Below are 20,314 nucleotides of genomic sequence, written 5' to 3'. Positions count from 1 at the left end.
TCATGCTTCTGGCGGCGGCGGCGCTTGCCGCCGCGTCCCCTGGCGCCGGATTGGGACCGGCCCTTTCCGGCGCGATCGACCCGGCCAGCGTGCTGCCGCCCCCGCCAGCGGCCGGCAGCCCGCAGGCACTGGCCGAGCTTGCCGAGCTCCATGCGATCGAAGCCATCCGCTCGCCGGCGGAGGAGGCCGATGCGCGCAGCGACGGCGATACCAAGAACGGGTCGATCTTCGCCTCGACGCTTGGTCCTGCCTTCGATCTGGCCAAACTTCCCGCAACAAGGGCGCTGCTCGACAGAGTCCGCGCGGCCGAGAAGGCGACGGTCGATCGTGGCAAGGATGAATTCAAGCGGCCACGGCCCTATATCGTCGATACGAACTTGAAGAGCTGCAAGCGCAACGACGATCCGCTGTCGAGCTATCCCAGCGGGCATACGTCGATGGCCTTTTCTATGGGCGAGGTGCTGGCGCGGCTGGTGCCCGAAAAGGCCGGTCCGATCCTCGCCCGCGCCGCGCGCTATGGACAGAGCCGGATCGTCTGCGGCCAGCATTTCCGCAGCGACGTCAGCGCCGGGCAGATGCTTGGCCTGCTGATCGCCGAACGCTTGATGGCTGACCCGGATTTCCGGGCGGCGTTCGACGCAGCGCGCCGGGAACTGGTTCGAACCGGCGTCACGTCAGCCGCCTAACTCGCCGAGACTCGACGCCTTGCGCAAGGAGCTTTTCGACATGCGAAGCCCTGTCCCATCGCGATGCTTTGTGGCATCTGGCCGCCGACACTAGGGGCCGCCCCGCGCGGACGGCCGGCATTTTCGGGAGCACCCCATGACCAGCATCGGCATCATCGGCAGCGCGGGACGCATGGGTCAGGCGCTGGCCCGCGTCGCCCCCGATCTCGGCGCGACGATCGCCGGCGGGATCGATGCCGGCGGCGATCCGGCAACGCTCGCGCATGGGTGCGAGGTACTGCTGGACTTCTCCGTGCCCTCGGCGCTCGAAGCGAACCTTGCCGCGGCGGTGGCGACCGGTACGCCGATCCTGGTCGGCACCACGGGGCTCCAGCCGGCCCATCATGCGATGATCGACGAAGCGGCGAAGAAGGTGGCGGTGCTGCAGACCGGTACCGTCTCGCTCGGCGTAACGCTGATCGCTCGGCTGGTACGCGAGGCGGCGGCGCGGCTTGGGCCCGACTGGGACATCGAGATCGTCGAGACCCATCACCGCCACAAGGTGGACGCCCCTTCGGGCACCGCCCTGCTGCTCGGCGAGGCGGCAGCGGCCGGGCGCGGCAGCACGCTGGCCGAAGCGAAGGTGACCGATCGTGCCGGCCTCGTCGGCGCACGCGCGGAGGGCACGATCGGCTTCGCGTCGCTGCGCGGCGGATCGGTCGCGGGCGACCATCAGGTGATCTTCGCCGGCACCGGCGAGCGGGTCGAGATCGGCCACCGTGCCGAGGATCGCACCATCTTCGCCAAGGGCGCGATCACCGCTGCCCTGTGGCTCGCCGACAAGCCGGCCGGGCGATACCAGATGGCCGACGTGCTCGGTCTTTGAAGGGACTGGAATTTTGAAGAAGGCGGATGTCGTCGAGTTCTTCGCGCGGCTTGCGGCCGACAATCCGCATCCCGAAACCGAGCTCGAATACACCAACCCCTATACCCTGCTGGTCGCGGTCGCGCTGTCGGCGCAGGCGACCGATGTCGGCGTCAACAAGGCCACTCGCCGCCTGTTCGCCGAGGTGGATACGCCGGAAAAGATGGTCGCGCTGGGTGAGGAGGCGCTGAAGCAGCACATCAAGACGATCGGCCTGTTCAACACCAAGGCCAAGAACGTCATCGCCCTCTCCGAAAAGCTGATCGCCGATTTTGGCGGCGAGGTGCCGGCCGACCGCGACGCGCTGGAGACGCTGCCGGGCGTCGGCCGCAAGACGGCGAATGTCGTGATGAACACCGCGTTCGGCGCGGAGACCTTCGCGGTCGATACCCACATCTTCCGGGTCGGCAACCGCACCGGCCTGGCGCGCGGCAAGACGCCGCTGGCGGTCGAACTCGGACTCGAAAAGGTCGTGCCCCAGCCCTTTCGACTCCACGCGCATCATTGGCTGATCCTGCACGGCCGCTATGTCTGCAAGGCGCGGACGCCCGAATGCTGGCGTTGCGTGGTAGAGGATCTGTGCGCTTATAAACCCAAGACGCCGGCCCCGAAGCGCGGCGCCGCTGCGGAGAGCTGACCATGCGTATGATCGCGATCGCCCCTGCCGTTGCCGCTCTCGTCGTTGTCGCCGTTGCGGCACCGGGAGGTGCGAAGGATCGCGCGCGCGTCCCCGAGGCGATACCGGCGGGCAAGGCTGAAAGCTGCATCTCGACCAATCGGATCCGCACGAGCCATGTGCGCAGCGACCAGGTGATCGATTTCGAAATGATCGGCGGCCAGGTCTACCGCAACACCCTGCCCTATGCCTGCCCCAGTCTCGGCTTCGACCAGGCCTTCGGCTATGAGACTCATACCGGCCAGCTCTGCTCGGTCGATACGATCACCGTGCTTCAGACTGCATCCCGCACCGGCGGCCCGACCTGCGGCCTGGGCGACTTCCAGCCGGTCACGCTGAAGAAGAAATAGCAGCGCACGCAAAACGGCTGGCGCAGCTCCGCCGGCTTTGCTAGGCGCGACCGTCCAGGCACCCGTAGCTCAGCTGGATAGAGCGCTGCCCTCCGAAGGCAGAGGCCACAGGTTCGAATCCTGTCGGGTGCGCCAGCTTTTCAATGACTTAGCAGGCTTTGAGCACCGTCTTACGAAAAACGTGCGGAAAAGATTCTCCGACGGCTTGAGGCGAATCAATCCACAGCCTCCCGATTCAACAGTTTCGGGAGAGCGAATGTCCGCCTTCGGTGCCGCGTCGGTCGATCGGATTCGAATTCGCGGGAGGAATGCCAAATTCCAGCATATGGATTTGATTTAACATCGGAATATTCAAGGCGGCTGACGGATACCTCACTGTTCCCCTACATTGGGCGTGAGATTGTGTGGGCTGGTGCGAAACAGCCCGCATCTAGGTGGATGGAGCGATAGGCAGAACCCGGCAGATCGGCTCGACCCCATATCACCCCGATGCTTATCACTGAAACTGATTATCGCTTGAACGGGCGGTCGAGCTCCGCCTGGGCAAATATGCGGAAGCCTTGCGCAGGGATCCCATTGGCCTGGCGCAGCTCACGGTTCTCGCGCTCCATTGTCTCGAGGCGGTCTGCCAGTTCGGAGCCCGCCGCCGCGCTCGCAGCTGTTCACCTCGGCCTTCTTCACGCATTCAGCAGCGTGTGCCCCGAACAGCTGATCTTCTCGGCAATGGATGTGATCGCCTGTGCGGGTAGAAGCAAAATCATGCTGACACTGTGAGAATATTCATTGTGCGGTTGAGGGTGTGCTGTCGCTGACGGCTTCCCGATCGGCAAATATTCCCACATTTCTTCCCACACGCCAACTCGGTCACGGGCGGAAAGCCACGGATGAGTGGAAATCCGAATCATCGCAAAGTCCCCGAAACCTTGGTTTCGGGACATCTGCGGATTCGTGAGAATGAAGAGTTGGTGGACAGGGCTGGATTCGAACCAGCGTACGCTTGCACGGGCAGATTTACAGTCTGCTGCCTTTAACCACTCGGCCACCTGTCCACTGGGCCGCTCAAAAGCGAGGCGGTCCAATGCCGACCGAACGCCACGCTGTCAACGGCGGAAACACCTTGGGCGGCCCTTGCGCGGGACGACGGCGCAGAATACGCCTCGCAACAATCTTTCAACGTCTTCGTGGGGCCCCAATGCGTCGTCCGATTCTGCTCGCCACTGCCCTGGTCGCCATCGCCTCGCCCGCCTTTTCCCAGGCGGTCGACCGCAGCCAGGTGAATCGACTCATCGACGAAGGCACGACGCGCAGCCAGGTGATGCTGACCGCCGAACATCTGTCCGACGTGATCGGCGCGCGGCTGACCAATTCGCCCTCGATGCGCCAGGCCGAGAGCTGGACCCAGGCGAAGTTCACCGAATGGGGCCTGAAGAACGTCCACAAGGAAGGCTATGAGTTCGGCCGCGGCTGGTGGATCAACAGCTCGAGCGTGCGCATGGTCACCCCGCGCCCGATCGTGCTGACCGCCATCCCGATCGCGTGGACGCCGTCGACCAACGGCACGATCAGCGCGCCCGTCTTCGTCGCGCCGATGTCGAAGGAGCGCGATTTCGACAAATGGCGCGGCAAGCTGAAGGGCAAGATCGTGATGATCACCCAGCCCAACAGCGGCGGCGAGCCGGGCGACCCGGCGTTCAAGCGCTACACGGCCGAGGAACTGGCCAAGCTCGATCAATATCAGGAGCCGACCTATGATCCCGAGACCGCCGACCGCCGGCTGAAGCGGCTCGACTATTCCAAGAAGCTCGACGCCTTCCTGAAGGCCGAGGGCGCCGTCGCCTATGCCACCATGTCACGGCTCGACTACAAGCTGGTCCACGGCGAAGGCTATCTGTTCGGCGTCGGCGAGACCCAGGTGGTGCCCGGCGTCGAGATCGCGGCAGAGGATTATCGCCGCCTCGCCCGTCTCGCCAAGATCGGCACCGCGCCGACGATCGAGATCAACAGCGACGTCCGCTTCGACGACAGCGATGCCAAGGCCTACAACATCTTCGCCGAGATCCCCGGCACTGACCCCAAGGCGGGTTATGTGATGGCCGGCGCGCATCTCGATTCATGGGTCGCGGGCGACGGCGCCGCCGACAACGGCGCGGGCACCGCGATGATCATGGAGGCAGCGCGCATCCTTTCCGCCAGCGGCATCCGCCCGAAGCGCACGATCCGCTTCGCCTTGTGGACCGGCGAGGAGCAGGGCCTGCTCGGCAGCCGCGCTTATGTCGAGCAGCATCTCGCCACCCGCGGCAAGCCGAGCGATCCCGTGCTGACCGGCATGAAGAGCTATTATAGCTGGTCGACCCGCTGGCCGATCACGCCCAAGGCCGGCTGGGGCGATCTCGCCGCCTATTTCAACCTCGACAATGGCTCGGGAAAGATCCGCGGCATCTATGTCGAGAACAACCAGGCGGTCGCACCGATCTTCCGCGACTGGCTGGCACCGTTCAACGCGATGGGCGCGAAGGACGTGGTGATCCGCAAGACCGGTGGCACCGACCATGTCTTCATGCAGGCGGTCGGCGTGCCCGGTTTCCAGTTCATCCAGGATCCGCTCGATTATGGCAGCCGCGTGCACCATACGAGCATCGACACCTTCGACCATCTGAAGGGCGACGATATGCGCCAGGGGTCGATCATCCTGGCTTCTTTCCTTGCCAACGCCGCCAACGCCGACAAGGCGCTGCCCCGGCCGCCGCTGCCGACCGAACCGGTCGTCACCGATCCCTTTGCCTATAACAATGATGATGATTGATATGACCAAGACGCAGATCCTCCCCGCTACCGGGGGGCATTGAGATGGCCCGTAAAGGACATCGTCCGTCCCAGGCGCCCGCCGGCCGTCCCCGCTTCTGGGGCCGGCATGCGGTGACGGCGGCGCTCGCCAATCCCGAGCGTGTCGTGCGCAAGATATGGGCGACGCGCGAGGCGCTGGCCTCGCTGGACATCCCGCCGATCATCCCGATCGTCTTCGCCGAGGTCACCGATCTTGCGCGGCTTGTGCCCGGCGATGCCCCGCATCAGGGGCTGGTGGCCGAGGTCGATCCGCTCGAGGACATCTGGCTGGGCGATCTGCTGCAACAGGGTGCCGACGACAAAAGGCCGCTGATCGTCCTCGACCAGGTGACCGATCCGCACAATGTCGGCGCGATCCTGCGCTCGGCTGCAGCGTTCGATGCGCTCGGCATCATCACGCCCGATCGCCACTCGCCACCCGAATCGGGGACGATCGCGCGGTCGGCATCCGGCGCGTTGGAGATCGTACCTTGGGTCCGCGTGGTGAACCTCGCCCGCGCGCTCGAGGAGATCGCCGAAGCCGGCTTCTGGCGCGTCGGCCTGACCGGCGAGGCGACCCAGACCCTGGCCGAGGCAATGGGTGAGACCCGCGTCGCGCTGGTGCTCGGCGCCGAGGGCGAAGGTATGCGGCAGAACACCGCGGCGCATTGCGACGAGCTTGCGCGCCTGCCGATCTCGCCTAAGGTCGAAAGCCTGAACGTGTCCAATGCGGCGGCGATCGCGCTTTACGCGGTGACGACACGGGGCTGATCGCAGACCAACCGGGAACAAGACCATGGCAAGACTTTCGCGGCTGGTACTCGTGCTGCTGATGCCGTTCGCCCTGGCGAGCTGTATTGTGACGCCGGGCAAGTTCGTCTCGACCCTGCGCATCGATGCCGACCGGCACTTCACCTTCACCTATGTCGGAGAGGTGCTGGCGCTCGATATCGGCGACGACATGATGAAGGGGCTTGGCGACCCGTCCCCGGACGCGCCGACCGATCCTGCCAGCGGAGATGGCGAGGCGACGCTGCAGCAGCTTGCCTTCCAGAAGGACGGCGACGCGGAGAAGGATGGCGACGCCAAGAGCGCCGCCGCCAAAAAGGCTGCGGCCGACGCCAAGAACCGCACGATCGCCGAGATGCTGTCGAAAGAGGCGGGCTATCGCAAGGTGGCCTATCTAGGCGACGGCAAGTTCAGCATCGATTATGCGATCTCGGGCACGCTCGATCACGCCTTTCTGTGGCCGTACAATGTCGATGCCGAGCTGATGTTTCCCTTCATCGCGATCGAGGTGCGCGCCAACAACACGGTGCGGGTGAAGGCCCCGGCCTTCGCGAATGACAACGGCAAGAGCAGCAGCGCCATGGGCATGCAGGGCGTGGACAAGGCATCGAGCCAGCTCGACGGCACTTTCACCCTCGACACCAATGCCGAGATCGTCAGCCAGAATAACGAGGAGGGCGCGGTCGCCGCGCCGGGCGGCCGCAAGACGATCACCTGGAAAGCGACCCCGCTGACCAAGGACGCGCCGAGCGCGGTGCTGCGGATGGCTGCGGCGAAGTGACCTTGATCCCCCTCCCGCGTGCGGGAGGGGCGGGGGAGAGACTGTCCTCCCGAGCGTCGCGAGAATGGCCAGCACAGGCCCTTCCCTAGCCCCTCCCGCAAGCGGGAGGGGAACTCAGTCCTCGGCGGCGATCGTCACGCGCAGGCCGTCGAGCGCATCGGTCAGTTCGATCTGGCACGACAGGCGCGAATTCTCGTCGCGGTCGGATGTGGAATCGAGCAGGTCGTCCTCGTCCGGGCTCATCTTCGGCAGTTTGGCCGCAAATTCCGGATCGACATGGACATGGCAGGTGGCACAGCTGCAGCAGCCGCCGCACAGCGCCAGGATCTCGTCGATCCCGGCGTCGCGAATCGCCTCCATCGCCGAAAGCCCGGTATCGCCCATGATCTCCCGTTCTTCCCCTTCACGGGTCACGACGATAAGCTTGGGCATCAAATCCTCCTCGGGGGTTCGGCCCCGCCATGCCGCCCCCGGCGCTGCTAATCAAGGGACCACAATATGGGCCTGAGCGCCGACCAGCTCCGCGCGGCGCTCGACGCGCTGGCCGAGGGCGAGCCCTGCTTCGCCGCCGCGATCGAGCGTGCCGGTTATCCGCCACCGCGGATCCGCGCGCGCGGCCATGCCACCCTGTTGCGTACCATCGTCGGGCAGCAGGTCAGCACCAAGGCGGCCGATTCGGTGTGGCGCAAGCTCGAGGAAATCGTCGGCAGCCTCGACGATCCGCACAATATCGCGCGTGCCAGCGACGAGCAGCTACGCGAGGCCGGCATGTCGCGGCAGAAAGCGAGCTATGCCCGCAGCCTCGCCGACGAAGTGACCAGCGGCCGGCTCGACTTCGACAATATCCCCGTCGATGACGAGGAGGCCGTGGCAGCGCTGGTCAGCATCAAGGGCATCGGTCGCTGGTCGGCCGAGGTCTATCTCCTCTTTGCCGAGGGGCGCCCCGATATATGGCCGGCAGGCGATCTGGCGGTGCAGATCGAGGTCGGCCGTATCCTCGGCCATGCCGAGCGGCCCAGCGAGAAGCTGACGCGGGAGCTGGCAGAGGCCTGGCGCCCGCACCGGGGTGCCGCGGCGATCTTCGCCTGGCATCATTATGCCGCCGACATGAAGGTGATCTGACCGGCCAGGTCAGACAGGAGCCCCGTCAGACAGGAAAGGTCAGTTTGCGGCGGGCCATTTCACGGTGCGGCAGATCACCAGCCAGCAGCCCTGGACCTTCAGGCTGCGCTCGGAATCGCGGCTGATATAGGCGCGGTAGGTCCTGCCCTGGAAAGGATAGTAGATCTTGCCTTGCCATTTCCCGTCGCTCTGCGCCGTGAAATCGGACAGCACCTGCACACCGACGAGCGAGCGGTTGCGTAGCGCAGGGTCCGGGTTGTTGCTGTCGGTCGTCGGACCTTCGATCCTAGCCTTTTCGGTCAGGCGGCTGATGTGACCGCACAACGCCTTGCCGCACGGGGCGATCGTGACGACGCCTTTGCCGTCCTGCGAAACCCAGTCGCCTGTGATGCGATCGGCGGCCTGGGCCATGGCCGGAAACGCGAACGACAACAGAAAAATCAACACGAAACGCATGCGACGGCTCCCGAACGGAACAAATGTCCCGCACGACATCGATAAGGTGTGCACTCCGAAGGGCAAGATGATTCAGTCCCTTGCCCTGTGCGTGGTTGACGCAATCCTCATCCCATCTAGGGGAGTCGCGATGGCCAAAGCCGACCGCCTTGCCCGCCTCGATGAGCGGCGAACCGAGACCGAGGCGGAATATCGCGCGGCGCTGATCGCTGCTCTGCGCCTGACGGCGGCGGGGCGCTGGGGGCTGTTCGGCCACAATCAGGACAAATGGACGCGCGCCAATGCAGCGCCAGTGATCGACGGCCTGATCGAACTGGGCGACGAGATCGACCGGATGCGCGACCAATTGTCGATCGAGCCCTTTGCCCTCCACCAGGAATTCCTCGCCGCGCGTGGCCCGGCCAAGGCGCATGCGGTGGGCGAACCGAAACAGGCCCAGGCATGGCTCGACCGCCTGGAGGCAACGAACGGGAGCAGTGAATGAGCGGAAAGTGGAAGATCGGGATCATCGGCGGATCTGGCCTGTATGCGATCGATGCGCTGGAGAATCCGGAATGGGGCCGGGTCTCCACGCCCTGGGGCGATCCGTCGGACGATCTACTGTTCGGATCGATCGGTGACGTAGAGCTCGTCTTCCTGCCCCGCCATGGCCGCGGCCACCGCATTCCGCCGTCGGAACTGAACTTCCGCGCGAACGTCGATGCGCTGAAGCGCAGCGGCTGCACCGATATCCTTGCGATCTCCTCGATCGGATCGTTGCAGGAGGAATTGCCGCCGGGGAATTTCGTGGTGGTCGACCAGTTCATCGACCGGACGGTCGCGCGGACATCGAGCTTCTTCGGCACCGGCATGGTCGCCCATGTCTCCATGGCCGAACCGGTCTGCCCGCGCCTGTCGGCCTTTGCAGCCGAAGCGGTGAACGCGGCCGGCGGCAAGGTCACCAAGGGTGCGACCTATCTTGCGATGGAGGGGCCGCAATTCTCCAGCCGCGCCGAGAGCCTGCTCTACCGCCAATGGGGCGCCGACGTGATCGGCATGACCGCGATGCCCGAGGCCAAGCTCGCCCGCGAGGCGGAGATGCCCTACGCGCTGATCGGCATGGTCACCGATTATGATTGCTGGCGCGAGGAAGCGGCGTTCGTCGAGGTGAGCGAGGTCATCAGGCAGATGTCGGCCAACGGCACCATCGCCCGCAAGGCAGTACAGGAATTCGTCGCCGCGCTGCCGGCCGAGCGAACTCCCTCCCCGCTCGATACCGTGCTCGACCATGCGTTGATCACCGCGCCCGATGCTCGCAACCCGGCGATGCTGGCGAAACTCGATGCTGTCGCCGGCCGCGTGCTCCGCTAAAGGGCGCTCGAGATGCGGCACCGGCAATTGACGGCATGACACGCATACGAGAGGATATCGCATGTCGCCGCCGCCTTCAGCCACCACTGCGCCCGGATATGACGGCATGAACGACATGCGCCCGCCGCGCCCGTCGCTGTCCGAAAGCTATCGCACGGTGGCGGTGCCGCTCGGCAAGGGCGGCTTCTGGCGCAAGACCGCTGCCTTTGCCGGGCCAGGGTATATGGTCGCGGTCGGCTATATGGATCCGGGCAACTGGGCGACCGATCTGGCCGGTGGATCGGCGTTCGGTTATACGTTGCTCTCGGTCATCCTGCTGTCGAACATCATGGCGATGGTGCTCCAGTCGCTGTCGGCGAAGCTGGGCATCGTCACCGGGCATGATCTCGCCCAGGCGTGCCGCGCCAACTACAATCCGGTGGTCAATGTCTGCCTGTGGGCGCTGTGCGAGCTGGCGATCATCGCCTGCGACCTGGCCGAGGTGCTCGGCACCGCCATCGCCCTGCAATTGCTGTTCGGCCTGCCGCTGGTTGCGGGCGTGTGCCTGACGGCGTTCGACGTCCTGCTAATCCTGGCGCTGCAGCGCTTCGGCTTCCGCAAGCTGGAGGCGTTCATCGTCGCCCTGCTCATCGTGATCGCCGGCTGCTTCGCCTATGAGCTCGCCATGGCCCAGCCCAGCGTCGCGGCGATCATGGGCGGGCTCGTCCCCTCGACCCAGATCGTCACCAACCCGGCGATGCTCTATATCGCGATCGGCATCCTCGGCGCGACGGTGATGCCGCATAATCTCTATCTGCACAGCTCGATCGTGCAGACCCGCCGCTTCGGGCAGGACGATGCGGGCAAGCGCGACGCGGTGAAGCATGCGACCATCGACAGCACGGTCGCGCTGACCCTGGCGCTGTTCATCAACGCCTCGATCCTGATCCTCGCCGCGGCAGCCTTCCACGTCAACGGACGCACCGATGTCGCCGAGATCGACCAGGCCTATAAGCTGCTATCGCCGACGCTCGGTGCCGGCGCGGCGAGCGTGCTGTTCGCGGTGGCGCTGCTCGCCTCGGGGCAGAATTCCACGGTGACGGGCACGCTGGCCGGCCAGATCGTTGCCGAGGGGTTCCTCGACCTGAAGCTGCCGATGTGGCTTCGCCGCATGGTGACCCGCCTGCTGGCGATCATCCCGGCGGTGGTCGTCGTCGGCATCATGGGCGATTCGGGCGCGACCAAGCTACTCGTGCTGAGCCAGGTGGTGCTGAGCCTCCAGCTGCCCTTCGCGATCGTGCCGCTGGTCAGCTTCACCAGCGACAAGCGCCAGATGGGCGCACTTGCCAACCCGGTCTGGCTGAAGATCGCGGCCTGGGTGATCGCCGCCACGGTGATCGGCCTGAACATCAAGCTGCTGACGAGTTTCTTCCTCTGATCCTACCCATGCGATGGATCAGCGGCGCGGATCAGCGGCGGGCCATCGCAACGATCCGTTGCGCCTGCTCCAGATGCAGCAGCTCGACCATCTCCCCCTCGACGCGGATCACGCCCTTCCCGGCATTCTCCGGCAGCGCGAAGGCGGCAATGACGCGATCGGCCCAGGCGACCGCCTCGGGGGTCGGCCCATAGGCACGGTTCGCGGCGGCGATCTGCGCCGGGTGGATCAGCGACTTGCCGTCGAAACCGAACATCGCCCCCTGCGCACATTCGGCGGCGAGCACCGGCCCGTCCTCTATCACGTTGCACACCCCGTCCAGGGCCAAGATGCCGGCGGCACGCGCGGCGGTGACGATCATGGCGAGATGCCCAAGCAGGGGGGTACGGTCCGCGCCGGGCGTGCAGCGCATCTCCTTGGCGAGATCATTGGTCCCTGCGAGCAACCCAGCGAGCTTGGTCGCCGGTGCCGACGCGACGATCGCCGGCAGATCGAGGATACCGGCACAGGTCTCGATCATTGCCCAGAGCGGCACGCCGTCGAGCAGCGCACTGGCCGCGTCGAGATCGGCAGGACGAGAAACCTTGGGCAGCACGACCGCCTCGAACCCTGCGCCGACCACCGCCCGGCAATCATCGGCGCCCCATTGCGTGTCGAGCGCATTGACCCGGACGAACAGCGATCGCTCCCCGAATCCGCCCGCCGCCGCAGCGGCAACGGCCTGGTCTCGCGCCGCCGCCTTCAACTCGGGCGCGACCGAATCCTCGAGATCGAGGATCACGATATCGCACTCCAGGTTGCGCGCCTTCTCCACCGCCCGCGCATTCGAGGCCGGCATGAACAAGGCGCTACGGCGCGGACGGACGGTCATCGGGGCGGCTCCTGCACATGGTTTGCCCGCTTACAGGATGTTGCCGCCCCTGGCGCAAGACCGATCAGTCCTTGGCCGTGCCCGGCTCCGCCATGTGGCGATGCTGCTCGGCCAGGATGGACGCAGGCGTGACGTTCGCGACGGCCTGCTGAACCTTGTTCTTCCACCCGGAGACGATGCTCGCCTTGCCGGACATTACGGCGTCATAGCCGTCCTTCGCGACATCGGCCGGATCGCTCTTGTTCGGGTCGGTCCCGACCTGCGTGTCCATCATATCGCCGCGCTCGAAGAACTCGGTATCGACCGGCCCGGGCATCAGCGTGGTGAGCGTCACACCCTTCGACTCCTTGATCTCGTTCCGGATCGCGTCGGTGAAATTATCGACGAACGCCTTGGTGCCGTTATAGACGGCCTGGAAGCTTCCGGGAATGAAGCCGGCGATCGATCCGGTGACCAGGATCTTGCCCTCGTCACGGCCAACCATCTGTTTCAGGACCTTCTGCAACAGATACACCGTGCCGGTGACGTTGGTGTCGATGACGTGCCGCCACTCACCCGGATCCTGATCCAGAAAGGCGCGGCCCAGGCCATGGCCTGCATTGGCGCACAGCAGATCGATCGGACGCCCGCCGGCTGCCTCAAGCAACCGGTCGACGCCGTCAAAGGTTGAGAGGTCGGTTTCCAGCGTCTCGACGCTACCGCTGCTGCGTAGCCCGGCAGAGGCATCGACAAAGGGCGTATCGGCAACGACGAGCAGGTCGTACCCGTCCTGCGCGGCAAGCTTCGCCAGTTCCAGGCCGATACCGCTCGATGCGCCGGTGATGATCGCAAACTTGGTGGACATAGTTTCTCTCCTCAGGCGGCGATGCGATCGAGACCGGGCTTAAGCACGATCTTGGTCACATCGTTCTGCTTGTCGTGGAATATCTTGTAGCCCTCGGGCGCCTGCTCGAGCGGCATCCGGTGGCTGATCAGGAAGGTCGTATCGATCTTTTCCTCGACGATCGCATTGAGCAGGCCCGGCATATAATGTTGCACATGGGTCTGCCCGGTCTTGAGCGTCAGGCCCTTCTCCATGAAGGCGCCGAGCGGGAACTTGTCGACGAAGCCGCCATAGACCGCCGGCATCGAGACCCGCCCGCCCTTGCGGCAGGCGAGGATCGCCTGACGGATCGAGTGGGTTCGATCGGTGCCGAGGAAGGTCGACGCCTTGATCTGGTCGATGACGTTGTCGACGAAGAAGCCGTGCGCTTCCAGCCCGACCGCGTCGATCACCGCGTCCGGCCCGATCCCGCCGGTCATCTCCATCAGCGCCTCATAGACGGCGCTCTGTTCGAAATTGATCGTCTCGGCGCCGAACTTCTTCGCCAGGTCCAGACGGCGCGGGAAATGATCGATGGCGATGACGCGCTCCGCCCCCATCAGGAACGCCGACTGGATCGAGAACAGTCCGACCGGACCGCAACCCCAGACCGCCACCGTGTCGCCGGGCTCGATCCCGGCATTCTCGGCCGCCTGCCAGCCAGTCGGCAGGATGTCCGACAGGAACAGCACCTTGTCGTCGTCGATCCCGTCCGGAATGACGATCGGGCCGACATCGGAAAAGGGCACGCGGACATATTCGGCCTGTCCGCCGGCATAGCCCCCGGTCATATGGCTATAGCCGAACAGGCCCGACATGGGCTGGCCGTACAGCTCCTGCGCGATATCCTGGTTGTCGGCGGGCAAGCCGTTGTCGCACGCCGAATATTGATGCTTGCCGCAATGATAGCAGCTGCCGCAGGCGATGGTGAACGGGACGACGACGCGCTGCCCCTTCTTCAGGGTCGATTTCGGGCCGACATCGACCACTTCACCCATGAATTCATGGCCGAGCACATCGCCCGCCTTCATGGTCGGGATATAGCCGTCATAGAGATGCAGATCGGAACCGCAGATGGCGGTCGACGTGACCTTGATGATCGCATCCCGCGGGTTGAGAATCTCGGGGTCGGGGACGGTGTCCATGCGAACGTCGTGTTTTCCGTGCCAGGCAAGTGCGCGCATCGGATCAATCCTTCTCTTCATCTACTTGGGCGCGCGTCCAGGAGGAGGTGGCGATTTCACCCGTTTCCATCAGCTGCTTGAATCGGCGCAGGTCGCGACGCGCCTGAATGGCGGGCTCTCGCTGGAACATCTTGGCGATCAGCTTGCCGATCGCGCCGGCCGGCGGATCGTAGAGGATGGTCGCCGTGACGACCGTGCCGCGCGCGCCGGCATCGCGAAAATCGATCCGCCCGCTATTGGGCACATCCGCCCCTTCCTCCGACGCCCAGGCGATGAAACTGTCGGGCTGTTCCTCGGTAACGACCGAATCCCATTCGACCGTCTTGCCGCCCGGCGCCTTCACCACCCAGTGCGAGCGTCTGGCATCGAGCAGTTCGACCCGTTCGACATTTTCCATGAAGGTCGCCAGGTTGGCGAAATCGCGCCAATAGGCGAACAGTTCGGCGCGCGGCCGGTTGATCGTGACGGCGCGGCCGCTCAGCGAATCGCCCTTGGGCTCGATCAGCGTTTCCGTCGCCTGGCCTATCGCGTCCTTGCGCTTGGATGCTGCAAGGGGAGCATCGTCCGTCGGGTGTTCCCGGACATCATCGGGCATCGTGCGTCTCCTGTGCTGAGCGGTCTCAACCGACCCGGCACAGGTGAGTTCCTATCGTTTCGCGTGGGAAATCTTATATTTACGGAGAATTGCGACCGAAGCCGAATGGCGGCCGGGTCAATGGATCACCGGCGGCAAACACAGCCGCTCGACGGCGAGGCGTCCGCGTGGGAAAGGGCGGCAATGACGATCGCATCGATGACTGGCCTATGGCGCTCGGCCGCCCGGTTCTTCGGGACCTTCGCGCGTTTCGCGGGCATGCGCGGCTGGATCGCGGTCGCGCTGGTCGGCCTGTCGGCGGTTCTCGATGGGACCGGCCTCTTGCTGCTGATCCCGATCGTCGATGCCGTCGTCAGCCCGGACGGCGGGCATCTGCCGATGCGGGCCATCTTCGACACGCTCGGCGTGCATAGTGCGATGGGCCGGCTCGCCGTGCTGATCGCCACCTTCGTCGTCATCTCGGTGACCCGCGCGCTGGTGCTCTATGCCCGCGACATGTACCTCGCGCTGCTTCAGGGCGATTTCGCACAGCATGAACGCAACCGGATCATCCAATCGCTTGCATCGGCGCCCTGGAGCCGGATCGCCGCGCTCAGCCATGCCCGCGTCACCAGCCTGGTCAGCGTCGAGGTCAACCGGATCGGAACAGGCGCCCAGTTCCTGATCCAGGGCAGCATCGCGATCGTGATGCTGATCGTACAGGGCGCCCTCGCCTTCGTGCTCGCACCGGCCCTTGCGCTGACCATCACGATCATCTTCGTGATCGGCGGCGGCGCGATCCTGATGGCGCAGGAGCGTATCCGCAATCTCGGCACCGGGCTGGTCGATGCCAACCACCGGATGATGGGCAGCGCGACCGGCTTTCTCGGCGGGCTGAAAGCAGCGACCGCGCAGAATGCCCAGCACGGCTTTGCCGAGGAATTTGCCGCGATCCAGCATTCGGTGCGGGCACGCCAGCTCGATTTCAGCCAGCGCCAGGCACGCGGCCGGCAGGTCTTCGCGATCGGATCGGCGCTGATGGGCGCGGCCGTGGTGCTGACCGGCTATGCCGCGGCGATCCCCCCCGCGGTGCTGATCACCCTGGTGCTGATCTTCGCGCGGATGAGCGGACCGGCGATGCAGATCCAGCAGTCGGTGCAGAATTTCTTCTTCGGCCTCCCCGCCTTCGAGGCGATCCGCAAGCTGGAGCAGGATCTCGATGCCAGCGCCGCCCCCGCCCCGCCCCCCGTCGCGCCGCCGGCCGGCGCGATCGAACTGCAGGGTGTGTCCTTCCTCCATCCCGGCGGCGGTGGCCTCCATCCCGCCGATCTGCGGATCGAGCATGGATCGTTCGTCGGCGTCACCGGGCCATCCGGCGCGGGCAAGACGACGCTGATCGAACTGCTGACCACGTTGCAGGAACCGCAGACCGGCCGGATGCTGGTCGGCGGCGAGCCGCTCGACGCGGCGCGGCGGGCCGGCTGGCGCGAGAGCCTCGCCTATGTCCCGCAAGAGGGATTCCTGTTCAACGACACGGTGCGCCGCAACCTCGTCTGGGGCACGACCGGCGTCGACGATACGCGACTGTGGGAGGCACTGCGCCTCGCCGGCGCCGAGGCGATCGTCGCGCGATTGCCCGATGGACTCGATTCCATGGTCGGCGAGCGCGGCACCGCGCTGTCCGGCGGCGAGCGCCAGCGGCTGGCGATCGCCCGCGCGCTGCTTCGCGATCCCCGCCTGCTCGTGCTCGACGAGGCGGCCAACGCCATCGACGCGGCGGGCGAGGCAGCGTTGCTCGAGCGGCTCGCGGCGCTCGATCCGCGGCCGACCATCATCATGATCTCGCACCGCGCGGAGAGCCTGGTGCGGTGCGACCGGGTGGTTACGGTCGAGCTGGGGCAGCTTTCGGCCTAGCGATCGCGCGGGTCGAGTGGCGCGCCGCGACCCGGTCGAATTCCCTGTTCCTGCGCAGTAACAGGGAAATTATCAGGGAATTCCCCCCAGGGAACAGGGAAATCTTCCGCTGGATCAGGGAAATCACCGTCCGGCGCATGAGAAAGAGCGGGATCGGCCGTAAGAACCGTTCCGGCATCATGGTGCGACAGGTCGCGATGATGTTGAATCGACGACAGCGGTTTTGCGGTCCCGCTATGCCGCGGGGAACAGCTCCAGCGCGGCCACCTCCTCCACCGTGAAGTCGATGCCGAACATCAGGCTCAGCCGCATGCGATAGACGCGCGGATCGGCGATCTCGGCGATCGTCTCCTCTTCGCCCGTGCGGCGGCGATACAGGCGGTCGGTCAGGCTGGCGAGGCCGCGCGGCAGCACGATGCTGACGATGCGAAGCTGGGTGAAGCGGCTCTCCGGCGCGGTCGAGGTCCAGCGGTTGCTCAGCTCCAGGTCGGCATCCCAGACCTGGCCGAGGGTGAAGCTGTATTGCGGCTGATACCCCTCGCCGGTGCCGCGCCCGTCGGTCGTGCCGGGATGGCCGTCGCGCAGCAGCATCCAGCCGTGCAGCGTATCGCGCTCGATCCGGAAGCGGGCGCCGTCCGGGGCCTCGGCCGTCGCGCCGTCGACCAGCGGCACGATCGGCGTGTAGCTGCCGCCGAAGCCGGCATCGGCGACCCAGTCCTGATCGTCGATCGTCACCAGGGTGAAACTGTGGTTGAGCGGCGGCGTTTCGGTCGCGGCAAGCCAGACCCGGGCGAGCAGCGGCCGCGCCTGGAAACCGAGCGCCGCCAGCGCATCGAGGAACAGCCGGTTATGCTCGAAGCAATAACCGCCGCGGCGCGCCGTCACCAGCTTGGCGAACACCGACGCGCTGTCGATGCGGATGCCGCGGCCGAGGATGACGTCCAGATTCTCGAACGGAATGGCAAGACGGTGCGCGCGCTGGAGCGCGGCCAGCCCCTCGGCATCGGCGAGGGGCCGCTCCTTGAGGGCGATGCGGGCGAGATAGGCGTCGAGATCGAACATGGGGCGGCCTATAGTTTGGGATGAGCTCGTCGTCAGCCTCGTTTCCCTGTCCACCCTTTGGGAGAGGGAGGTTGGCGTCACTTGGAGTAACCCGTCATCGAGTAGGGCCGATCCTTTTCCGTGGTCGCCCAGGTCGCATTGGGTGTCGCCTGCATCACGAAACGCAGATCCCCGCCGGCGACGATCTCGCTATGGCGGATGAACCCGCGGGGCAGCGGTTTGCCGTTGAGCAGGACCTGGCCGACATAGCGGTTCCTGTCCGACAGCCCCTCGGTGCGGATCGTGAAAGTCTTGCCATTGGGAAGGTTGAGCACCGCGCGATCGACGAACGGCCGGCCGATGACATAGTCGCCCGTGCCCGGCGCGACGGGATAGAAACCGAGCGAGGTGAAGACGAGCCAGGCCGACATCTGGCCGAGATCGTCATTGCCCGATAGGCCCTCGGGCGTCGGCTTGTACTGGCTATCGACGATCTGCTTCAGCCGTTCCTGGGTGCGCCAGGGTGCGCCAGCGTAGCTGTAGAGATAGGCGACGTGATGGCTCGGTTCGTTGCCATGGATATACTGGCCGATCAGGCCGGCAATGTCCTCGGCATGGCTGTAATCGACCTTTGAATTGTCGAAGTCGAACATCGCATCGAGCTTCTTCACCGTCGCCGCATCGCCGCCGAGCACGCGGATCAAGCCGCCCTGATCCTGCGGGGCGAACCAGCTATATTGCCAGGCATTCCCCTCAGTATAATCGCTGCCATAGTTGATTGCGGTCGGATCGAACGGTTCGCGGTAGCTGCCATCGGCCTTGCGCGCGCGGAGGAAGCCGGTCTTCACGTCGAAGCTGTTGCGCCAGTTGAGCGCGCGCCTGTCGAAGCGGTCAGCGATGTCCTTGCGTCCCATCGCCCGCGCCATCCGGGCGATCGTCCAGTCGTCATAGGCATATTCAACCGTCTTCGACGCCGCCTCGGGCTCATGGTCGATCGGCACATAGCCGAGCTTGATGTAATCGCCGAGGCCGCCATAGGGCGCATAGTCAGCGCTCGCGACCATCGCATCCAGCGCTGCCTTTGCATCGAAACCCTTGATGCCCTTCAGATAGGCATCGGCGATGACCGGGACGGCGTGATAGCCGATCATCGTCCAGGTCTCGCGGCCGTTGAACTGCCAGACGGGCAGGATGCCGAACGGGCTGTCCTGCCGGCTGGCGATCAGCGAATTGACGAAATCCGCGTTGCGCTTCTCGGGCTGGATCAGGGTGAGCAGCGGGTGCTCGGCGCGGAACGTATCCCATAGCGAAAAGGTCGAGTGATAGGTGAAGCCGGTCGCCTGATGGACCTGATCGTCCGGCCCGCGATAGCGGCCATCGGCGTCGCCATAGACGCCCGGGGCGAGCAGCGTGTGATAGAGCGCGGTATAGACCGTTTTCCTCATCGGCGCCGACGCATCGATGACCACCGCGCCGAGCGCCTTTTCCCATGCCGCGCGGGTCTGGGCCCGGATCGTGTCGAAACTGCCCGGCTCGCTGGCGAGATTGGCGAGCGCTCCAGCCTCGTCCACGCCCGAGATCGCGACATGGACTTCGAGCGGCTTGGTCAGCGTGCCGAAATCCAGCCGGGCGACAAGCGCCCTGCCCGCGAGCGCTTCCACGGAGTCATCGCCGCGACCGGGACCCTGGAAGCCCTTGTACGGCACATCCTCCTCACGGTTGAGGAAGGCATGGCCAGTCAGCGGCGCCGAGAAGCGCATCGCGAAGAACAGTTTCCGTGCAGGCGCCCAGCCGCGCGTCTCTCGCATGCCGGTGATCGTCCCATCCGGGCGCACGCGGACCGACGACCAGAGGATCTTGCCGGGATAATTATAGATGCTCGATCGAAGATCGACGACGAGGTGCGCCGCCTTGCCGGCCGGGAAGCCGTATCGATGCACGCCGACCCGCGTGCCGGCGGTCAGCTCGGCGCGGACACCGGGATCGTCCAGGGTCACCGCATAATAGCCCGGCATCGCGACCTCGCTGGCATGGCTGAAGCGCGAGCGGTATCCCGAGCCGGGCTTTGCCGCATCGCCGGGCTCCAGCGGGACCGTGTCGCCGACCGCAGGCGTGACCAGGATATCGCCGAGATCGCTGTGCCCCGCGCCGGAGAAATGGGTGTGCGAAAAACCGAGGATCGACGAATCCTCGTGCCGATAGCCCGCCGCCCATTTGTAGCTCTGCTTGAACGGCTTGATCTCGGTGTCCGGGCTTAATTGCACCATGCCGAACGGTGCGACCGCGCCGGGGAAAGTATGCCCTTCCCCGCCGGTGCCGATGAAGGGATCGACCGACTCGATCGGCGTGCCCTTCGAAGGCATGGGAGTGGGCGCCGTCTGGGCCGTGGCGATGCTGGCCGCAGTGCCGAGGCACAGCGCAGCGATGACCGTGATACGATTCATCGGAGCGTTAGACCACAGCAGCCGGGACTGGTGAAGCGGCCTTCCCTCCGAAATCGGATCACGCCCACCG

Annotated in this window: 20 protein-coding genes, 2 tRNA genes, 1 pseudogene and 1 other annotated feature; of the genes and pseudogenes, 13 read left to right on the top strand and 10 right to left on the bottom strand. The window is 65.5% G+C overall.

All coding sequences use genetic code 11. From position 1 onward, the window contains the following. The first annotated feature begins 2 nt into the window (after positions 1-2). The 5 genes from AC1DT7_RS05930 to AC1DT7_RS05910 all read left to right on the top strand — a co-directional run bounded on the left by AC1DT7_RS05930 (position 3) and on the right by AC1DT7_RS05910 (position 2,751). Positions 3-686 carry an acid phosphatase gene (locus AC1DT7_RS05930; protein WP_478034884.1) on the top strand — a complete coding sequence of 228 codons (684 nt, stop codon included), beginning with the start codon at positions 3-5 and terminating at the stop codon, positions 684-686. Positions 687-822: 136 nt separating this feature from the next. Further along, entirely contained in the window at positions 823-1,551 is a 729-nt protein-coding gene (dapB, locus tag AC1DT7_RS05925) for a 4-hydroxy-tetrahydrodipicolinate reductase (protein WP_478034882.1), read from the top strand. A gap of 13 nt (positions 1,552-1,564) precedes the next feature. After that, positions 1,565-2,227, top strand: a complete 663-nt coding sequence (gene nth / locus AC1DT7_RS05920; RefSeq protein ID WP_478034881.1) for an endonuclease III — start codon at positions 1,565-1,567, stop codon at positions 2,225-2,227. Positions 2,228-2,229: 2 nt separating this feature from the next. Beyond that, positions 2,230-2,616, top strand: a complete 387-nt coding sequence (locus tag AC1DT7_RS05915) for a hypothetical protein (protein WP_478034880.1) — start codon at positions 2,230-2,232, stop codon at positions 2,614-2,616. Positions 2,617-2,674: 58 nt separating this feature from the next. Continuing rightward, positions 2,675-2,751: transfer RNA gene (locus tag AC1DT7_RS05910), tRNA-Arg, on the top strand. Between the two features lie 298 nt (positions 2,752-3,049). Here the strand turns inward: AC1DT7_RS05910 and AC1DT7_RS05905 are convergent. Together AC1DT7_RS05905 and AC1DT7_RS05900 are read right to left on the bottom strand one after the other, a co-directional pair. Further along, positions 3,050-3,353, bottom strand: a pseudogene (locus AC1DT7_RS05905) (IS3 family transposase); the annotation flags it as partial. Next, positions 3,056-3,170, bottom strand: a sequence feature (AL1L pseudoknot). Its footprint overlaps the pseudogene before it by 115 nt. A gap of 226 nt (positions 3,354-3,579) precedes the next feature. Next, a tRNA-Tyr gene (locus AC1DT7_RS05900) sits at positions 3,580-3,665 on the bottom strand. A 143-nt stretch (positions 3,666-3,808) separates the two neighbouring features. On the opposite strand from AC1DT7_RS05900, the gene AC1DT7_RS05895 reads away from it, so the two are divergent. Genes AC1DT7_RS05895 through AC1DT7_RS05885 form a run of 3 tightly spaced genes read left to right on the top strand, consistent with a single transcriptional unit; the run spans position 3,809 to position 7,009 of the window. After that, a complete protein-coding gene (locus AC1DT7_RS05895; RefSeq protein ID WP_478034879.1) occupies positions 3,809-5,419 on the top strand; it encodes a M20/M25/M40 family metallo-hydrolase in 1,611 nt (536 codons plus the stop codon). 44 nt (positions 5,420-5,463) lie between these two features. Further along, complete coding sequence (gene rlmB, locus AC1DT7_RS05890) at positions 5,464-6,210, top strand: 23S rRNA (guanosine(2251)-2'-O)-methyltransferase RlmB (protein WP_478034878.1); 747 nt, start codon at positions 5,464-5,466, stop codon at positions 6,208-6,210. Between the two features lie 25 nt (positions 6,211-6,235). Continuing rightward, positions 6,236-7,009: a hypothetical protein gene (locus AC1DT7_RS05885; RefSeq protein WP_478034876.1), complete on the top strand. Its 774-nt coding sequence runs from the start codon at positions 6,236-6,238 to the stop codon at positions 7,007-7,009. A 114-nt stretch (positions 7,010-7,123) separates the two neighbouring features. Here AC1DT7_RS05885 and AC1DT7_RS05880 read toward each other — a convergent pair whose 3' ends face one another. Continuing rightward, positions 7,124-7,441, bottom strand: coding sequence for a 2Fe-2S iron-sulfur cluster-binding protein (locus tag AC1DT7_RS05880; protein ID WP_478034875.1), 318 nt, complete (start codon positions 7,439-7,441; stop codon positions 7,124-7,126). A gap of 66 nt (positions 7,442-7,507) precedes the next feature. Between AC1DT7_RS05880 and AC1DT7_RS05875 the strand changes: the two genes are divergently transcribed. Next, positions 7,508-8,131 (top strand): DNA-3-methyladenine glycosylase family protein, encoded by a 624-nt coding sequence (locus AC1DT7_RS05875; RefSeq protein ID WP_478034874.1) that lies wholly within the window; start codon positions 7,508-7,510, stop codon positions 8,129-8,131. Positions 8,132-8,170: 39 nt separating this feature from the next. Here the strand turns inward: AC1DT7_RS05875 and AC1DT7_RS05870 are convergent, their stop codons facing one another. After that, entirely contained in the window at positions 8,171-8,587 is a 417-nt protein-coding gene (locus tag AC1DT7_RS05870; protein ID WP_478034873.1) for a DUF2147 domain-containing protein, read from the bottom strand. Between the two features lie 130 nt (positions 8,588-8,717). Here AC1DT7_RS05870 and AC1DT7_RS05865 point away from each other — a divergent pair, with 130 nt between their 5' ends. The 3 genes from AC1DT7_RS05865 to AC1DT7_RS05855 all read left to right on the top strand — a co-directional run bounded on the left by AC1DT7_RS05865 (position 8,718) and on the right by AC1DT7_RS05855 (position 11,354). Further along, a complete protein-coding gene (locus tag AC1DT7_RS05865; RefSeq protein ID WP_478034872.1) occupies positions 8,718-9,071 on the top strand; it encodes a hypothetical protein in 354 nt (117 codons plus the stop codon). Next, positions 9,068-9,937 carry an S-methyl-5'-thioadenosine phosphorylase gene (locus AC1DT7_RS05860; RefSeq protein WP_478034870.1) on the top strand — a complete coding sequence of 290 codons (870 nt, stop codon included), beginning with the start codon at positions 9,068-9,070 and terminating at the stop codon, positions 9,935-9,937. Before AC1DT7_RS05865 ends, AC1DT7_RS05860 begins: the two co-directional genes overlap by 4 nt. Before the next feature lie 61 nt (positions 9,938-9,998). Next, positions 9,999-11,354, top strand: coding sequence for an Nramp family divalent metal transporter (locus AC1DT7_RS05855; protein ID WP_478034869.1), 1,356 nt, complete (start codon positions 9,999-10,001; stop codon positions 11,352-11,354). A 31-nt stretch (positions 11,355-11,385) separates the two neighbouring features. On the opposite strand, the gene AC1DT7_RS05850 is transcribed toward AC1DT7_RS05855, so the two are convergent. The 4 genes from AC1DT7_RS05850 to AC1DT7_RS05835 all read right to left on the bottom strand — a co-directional run bounded on the left by AC1DT7_RS05850 (position 11,386) and on the right by AC1DT7_RS05835 (position 14,866). After that, positions 11,386-12,225 carry an HpcH/HpaI aldolase/citrate lyase family protein gene (locus AC1DT7_RS05850; protein WP_478034868.1) on the bottom strand — a complete coding sequence of 280 codons (840 nt, stop codon included), beginning with the start codon at positions 12,223-12,225 and terminating at the stop codon, positions 11,386-11,388. A gap of 64 nt (positions 12,226-12,289) precedes the next feature. Then, entirely contained in the window at positions 12,290-13,069 is a 780-nt protein-coding gene (locus AC1DT7_RS05845) for an SDR family NAD(P)-dependent oxidoreductase (RefSeq protein ID WP_478034867.1), read from the bottom strand. Between the two features lie 11 nt (positions 13,070-13,080). Continuing rightward, on the bottom strand, positions 13,081-14,271 hold the full coding sequence (locus tag AC1DT7_RS05840) for a zinc-dependent alcohol dehydrogenase (protein WP_478034866.1): 1,191 nt from the start codon (positions 14,269-14,271) through the stop codon (positions 13,081-13,083). A 4-nt stretch (positions 14,272-14,275) separates the two neighbouring features. After that, positions 14,276-14,866 (bottom strand): SRPBCC family protein, encoded by a 591-nt coding sequence (locus AC1DT7_RS05835; protein ID WP_478034865.1) that lies wholly within the window; start codon positions 14,864-14,866, stop codon positions 14,276-14,278. Between the two features lie 183 nt (positions 14,867-15,049). Here AC1DT7_RS05835 and AC1DT7_RS05830 point away from each other — a divergent pair, with 183 nt between their 5' ends. Continuing rightward, entirely contained in the window at positions 15,050-16,759 is a 1,710-nt protein-coding gene (locus AC1DT7_RS05830; protein ID WP_478034864.1) for an ATP-binding cassette domain-containing protein, read from the top strand. Between the two features lie 234 nt (positions 16,760-16,993). Here AC1DT7_RS05830 and AC1DT7_RS05825 read toward each other — a convergent pair whose 3' ends face one another. Further along, a complete protein-coding gene (locus AC1DT7_RS05825) occupies positions 16,994-17,821 on the bottom strand; it encodes an arylamine N-acetyltransferase family protein (RefSeq protein WP_478034863.1) in 828 nt (275 codons plus the stop codon). A 77-nt stretch (positions 17,822-17,898) separates the two neighbouring features. Next, positions 17,899-20,244: a GH92 family glycosyl hydrolase gene (locus AC1DT7_RS05820; protein WP_478034862.1), complete on the bottom strand. Its 2,346-nt coding sequence runs from the start codon at positions 20,242-20,244 to the stop codon at positions 17,899-17,901. Positions 20,245-20,314: the final 70 nt, after the last annotated feature.

The organism is Sphingomonas sp. P3_C6, from assembly GCF_056402595.1.
This window is presented reverse-complemented; position numbering and strand designations above follow the sequence as displayed.

What these genes read in the sequence shown, in the direction of transcription:
- AC1DT7_RS05930 (WP_478034884.1), top strand. Translation starts at nt 3, where the DNA reads ATGCTTCTGGCGGCGGCGGCGCTTGCCGCCGCGTCCCCTGGCGCCGGA.
- dapB (WP_478034882.1), top strand. Translation starts at nt 823, where the DNA reads ATGACCAGCATCGGCATCATCGGCAGCGCGGGACGCATGGGTCAGGCG.
- AC1DT7_RS05915 (WP_478034880.1), top strand. Translation starts at nt 2,230, where the DNA reads ATGCGTATGATCGCGATCGCCCCTGCCGTTGCCGCTCTCGTCGTTGTC.
- AC1DT7_RS05895 (WP_478034879.1), top strand. Translation starts at nt 3,809, where the DNA reads ATGCGTCGTCCGATTCTGCTCGCCACTGCCCTGGTCGCCATCGCCTCG.
- rlmB (WP_478034878.1), top strand. Translation starts at nt 5,464, where the DNA reads ATGGCCCGTAAAGGACATCGTCCGTCCCAGGCGCCCGCCGGCCGTCCC.
- AC1DT7_RS05885 (WP_478034876.1), top strand. Translation starts at nt 6,236, where the DNA reads ATGGCAAGACTTTCGCGGCTGGTACTCGTGCTGCTGATGCCGTTCGCC.
- AC1DT7_RS05880 (WP_478034875.1), bottom strand. Translation starts at nt 7,441, where the DNA reads ATGCCCAAGCTTATCGTCGTGACCCGTGAAGGGGAAGAACGGGAGATC.
- AC1DT7_RS05875 (WP_478034874.1), top strand. Translation starts at nt 7,508, where the DNA reads ATGGGCCTGAGCGCCGACCAGCTCCGCGCGGCGCTCGACGCGCTGGCC.
- AC1DT7_RS05870 (WP_478034873.1), bottom strand. Translation starts at nt 8,587, where the DNA reads ATGCGTTTCGTGTTGATTTTTCTGTTGTCGTTCGCGTTTCCGGCCATG.
- AC1DT7_RS05865 (WP_478034872.1), top strand. Translation starts at nt 8,718, where the DNA reads ATGGCCAAAGCCGACCGCCTTGCCCGCCTCGATGAGCGGCGAACCGAG.
- AC1DT7_RS05860 (WP_478034870.1), top strand. Translation starts at nt 9,068, where the DNA reads ATGAGCGGAAAGTGGAAGATCGGGATCATCGGCGGATCTGGCCTGTAT.
- AC1DT7_RS05855 (WP_478034869.1), top strand. Translation starts at nt 9,999, where the DNA reads ATGTCGCCGCCGCCTTCAGCCACCACTGCGCCCGGATATGACGGCATG.
- AC1DT7_RS05850 (WP_478034868.1), bottom strand. Translation starts at nt 12,225, where the DNA reads ATGACCGTCCGTCCGCGCCGTAGCGCCTTGTTCATGCCGGCCTCGAAT.
- AC1DT7_RS05845 (WP_478034867.1), bottom strand. Translation starts at nt 13,069, where the DNA reads ATGTCCACCAAGTTTGCGATCATCACCGGCGCATCGAGCGGTATCGGC.
- AC1DT7_RS05840 (WP_478034866.1), bottom strand. Translation starts at nt 14,271, where the DNA reads ATGCGCGCACTTGCCTGGCACGGAAAACACGACGTTCGCATGGACACC.
- AC1DT7_RS05835 (WP_478034865.1), bottom strand. Translation starts at nt 14,866, where the DNA reads ATGCCCGATGATGTCCGGGAACACCCGACGGACGATGCTCCCCTTGCA.
- AC1DT7_RS05830 (WP_478034864.1), top strand. Translation starts at nt 15,050, where the DNA reads ATGACGATCGCATCGATGACTGGCCTATGGCGCTCGGCCGCCCGGTTC.
- AC1DT7_RS05825 (WP_478034863.1), bottom strand. Translation starts at nt 17,821, where the DNA reads ATGTTCGATCTCGACGCCTATCTCGCCCGCATCGCCCTCAAGGAGCGG.
- AC1DT7_RS05820 (WP_478034862.1), bottom strand. Translation starts at nt 20,244, where the DNA reads ATGAATCGTATCACGGTCATCGCTGCGCTGTGCCTCGGCACTGCGGCC.